This is a genomic window from Methylomagnum sp., assembly GCF_054333355.1.
Genome location: NZ_JBTEKS010000399.1, coordinates 1 through 3,940 on the forward strand (window position 1 = coordinate 1; position 3,940 = coordinate 3,940).

1 protein-coding gene is annotated in these 3,940 nt (G+C 65.4%); it reads left to right on the forward strand.

Going from position 1 to position 3,940, the window contains the following annotated elements; all coding sequences use genetic code 11:
• Positions 1 to 238: 238 nt before the first annotated feature.
• The coding region (recB, locus tag ACXWUF_RS20035) for an exodeoxyribonuclease V subunit beta (RefSeq protein WP_458496338.1) at positions 239 to 3,940 on the forward strand (3,702 nt) is incomplete at its 3' end.

Genomic DNA, 3,940 nt, shown 5'->3' on the forward strand with positions numbered 1-3,940 from the left:
CGGGCTTTGATTTCGTTGGCTGAGCCTGTCCTGAGCGCAGCCGAAGGGCGGAGTCGAGGCCAGCGAAATCAAAGCCCCTCGACAGGTTCGCTTCGACTCCGCTCAGCGAACGGTAGCCTAACTTAATGGCAGTGCCCGCTAGAGAGGGAGAAGTGGAAAGCGCGGTGGCCAAGTAAAATCGCGTCAAAGTTTTTTTACTCACCACTCGCCCCTCATCACTAACCACTTCCCCCGCCCCATGACCCCACCCACCCCACTCGTCCCCCTCCAATTCCCCCTCCACGGCAGCCGCCTCATCGAGGCCAGCGCCGGCACCGGCAAGACCTGGACCATCGCCGCCCTGTACGTGCGGTTGGTGCTGGGCCACGGTCAGGACGGTGTCCGCTTCCGCCGCCCGCTACTGCCGACGGAAATCCTGGTCGTCACCTTCACCGAAGCGGCCACCAAGGAACTCCGGGGCCGGGTCCGCGCCCGGCTGACCGAAGCCGCCCGCGCCTTCCGGGGCCAGGGCAAGCCGGACGACTTCCTCCGCGCCTTGATCGACAGCTATCCCGAAACCGACCGCCCCGCCTGCGCCCGGCGCTTGGAAATCGCCGCCGAGTGGATGGACGAAGCGGCCATCTACACCATTCACGGCTGGTGCCACCGCATGTTGCGGCAACACGCCTTCGACAGCGGCGCCCTGTTCAACATGGAAGTCAACGCCAGCGACACCGAGCTTTTGGCCGAGACGGCGCGGGACTACTGGCGCAGCTTCTTCTATCCGCTCGACCCGACCGCCAGCCTCGCCGTGGTAAGTATCGCCGCCTCGCCCGAGGCGCTGCTCGGCACGCTCAAGCCCCTGCTCGGGGAAACTTTGGCTGAATGGTGGAAGGACGGCCAGCCCGCGACGGTGCCGACTTCGCTGGAAGCCATCCTCAAAGCCTGGGCCGATTGGGAGACCGCCCGGCAAGCGCTGGAACAAGCGGCGCGGGCCTGTTGGACGGAACACCGCGCCGACTTGGAAACCCTGCTGCGCAAAGCTTCGGAAGATGGCTGGCTGAGCGGCAGCGTGTACCGCAAGGACAGCTTCGAGGCGCGGCTGAAGGGGCTCGCCGCCTGGGCGGAAAGCGGCGCGGACTGCGAAACCAAATGGCTGGCGGGTTTCGCGCAGAACCGCTTCAAGATGAACAAGAAGTACCAGGACCAGACTCCCAAACACCCAGCCTTCGCCAAGCTGGAAGCCTTCGTGGACCATCTGGAAAAAGAGCCGGATTACCGCACCGAAGTGTTGATCCACGCGGCGGAATGGGTGCGGCGGCGCTATGCCGTGGAGAAGCGCCGCCGCGCCCGGATGGATTTCGACGACCTGTTGAACCACCTCGACGCGGCCTTGCAAGGCGGCGGCGGGCCGCGTCTGGCCGAGATCATCCGCGCCCAGTTCCCCGTCGCCCTGATCGACGAATTCCAGGACACCGACCCGGTGCAGTACCGCATTTTCGATGCGATCTACCGGGTTCGGGACAACGGCAGGGATTTGGGGCTGTTCATGATCGGCGACCCCAAGCAGGCCATCTATTCATTCCGGGGCGCCGACCTGCACACCTATCTCCGGGCGCGGGCCGCGACGGCGGGACGGCATTACACCTTGGGCTGTAATTTCCGTTCCACCCATGCGCTGACGGCGGCGGTGAACGGCGTCTTCGAGCAGGCCGAGAAATTGCCGGACGGGGCGTTCAAGTTCAAAAGCGGCGACGGGGAAAACCCGCTGCCGTTTCTGGCGGTCGAGGCGCAGGGACGGGAAGAAGCCTTGTTTATCGAGGGCGAAGCCGCGCCGGTGTTGACGCTGTGGCAATGGGCGGGGCAAGGCGCTTTGGCGTTGACCAATTACCGGGAAGTCATGGCCGACGCGGCGGCGACGGAGATTGTGCGGCTGTTGAATTTGGGGACGCGGGGGAAAGCGGGGTTCCGGCGTAAATCCCGTATAACGCTCGTAGTCCCGCCTTCAGGCGGCGCTGGACCGGCTGAAGCCGGGACTACGAGCGCGGAAGAAGAAGCAGCCCTTCGCCCTGCCGACATCGCCATCCTGGTCCGCAGCCACATCGAGGCCGAAGCGATGCGCCGCGCCCTGGACTTGCGCGGGCTGCGTAGCGTCTACCTCTCCGACCGCGAATCGGTGTTCGAAACGCAAGAAGCCACCGACCTCTTGTTCTGGCTCCGCGCCGCCGCCGAGCCGGAGCGCGACCGCAACCTCCGCGCCGCCCTGGCGACCGCCACCCTCGCCCTGTCCTACGCGGACCTAGACGAACTCAACAACCACGAATCGAGTTGGGAAGCCGAGGTCGAGCGGTTCCGGGACTACCGGAAAATCTGGCGGCTGCAAGGCGTGCTGCCCATGCTGTACCGGCTGCTGACCGACTTCGCCGTGCCCGCCCGGCTGCTGTCGATCACTGGCGGCGAGCGTTCGTTGACCAACATCCTGCACCTGGCCGAACTGCTGCAATCCGCCAGCACCGAACTGGACGGCGAACTGGCCTTGATCCGCTGGCTGGCGGAAGCCATCGGCGACGGCCAGGGCGGCGAGGATGAGCATATCCTCCGCCTGGAAAGCGACGCCGGGCTTATCAAGGTCGTCACCATCCACAAATCCAAGGGGCTGGAATATCCGCTGGTGTTCCTGCCCTTCGTCTGCTCGTTCCGCGAAGTGAGCGGGCGGGGGCGCACCCATTTCCGCTACCACGGCGACAACGGCGAGGTCCGCATCGACTTCGGCCTGAGCGACGAGGCCCGGCGGCGGGCCGACCAGGAACGGCTCCAGGAAGACCTGCGCTTGCTCTATGTCGCCCTGACCCGCGCCCGCCACGCCTGTTGGCTGGGCGTCGCGCCGGTCAAGGCGGGCAACACCAAGGAATGCCAGTTGGAGAAGGCCGCCCTCGGCCACCTGCTGGCGGGCGGCGCGGCGATTCCCGCCGCCGAGTTGGGCGCGGGGCTGGCGCGGCTGCGGGGCGGGTGCGAATCCATCCGCGTCGTCCCGGCGCCCGAGCCCGGCGAGGAAATCTACCGGGGCAACGGCGCTGGCCCGGAGTTGGAACCGGCCCGGATTTTCACGGGGCGGATTCCCGAGCATTGGTGGATCGCCAGCTACAGCGCCCTCAAGCTGGACGCGCCGGGCCAGGGCGAGCCGGAAGCCATCGGGGGCGACACCGCCGACGCGCCGGATACCGCCGTGCAATCGAACCTGATGGAGACCGGCGGGGAAATTGCCGCCCCGGTTTTCGCCATGCCGGCGGGTCCGGTTGGGCTGCATGATTTTCCCCGTGGCGCGAATCCCGGCGTGTTCCTGCACGGGCTGTTGGAATGGGCGGCGCGGGAGGGTTTCGGGCGGGTGGCCGGGGATGGGGAAGCCGCCGTGGCGTTGCGGCGGGAAGCCATCACCCGGCGTTGCGAAGTGCAGAACTGGCTGGATTGGGTGGAGCCACTGGATGGTTGGCTGCGGGATTTTCTGGCGGCACCGTTCGCGCTGGAGGCGGGCGAGTTTATCTTCGGGGAGTTGCAAACCTATCAGCCGGAGTTGGAGTTCTGGTTCGGCACGGGCGAGGTGGATACTCGGGCGGTGGATGAATTAACCATTCGTTATACCCTGGACAGTGCGCCGCGCCCGCCGTTGACGCCGGATCGTTTGAATGGGGCATTCAAGGGATTCATGGATTTGGTGTTTGAGTATAAAGGGCGCTATTACGTGGCGGATTATAAGTCGAACCGGCTGGGTTCGGATGGCGCGGCGTACACCCCGGAGGCGATGCGGGAGGCGATTCTGGAAAAGCGTTATGAGCTGCAATATACGATTTATTTATTGGCATTGCATCGGCAATTAAGGGCGCGGCTGGGGGCGGCGTATGATTACGATACCCATATTGGGGGGGCGGTGTATTTGTTTTTGCGGGGGTTGGATGGGGAGACG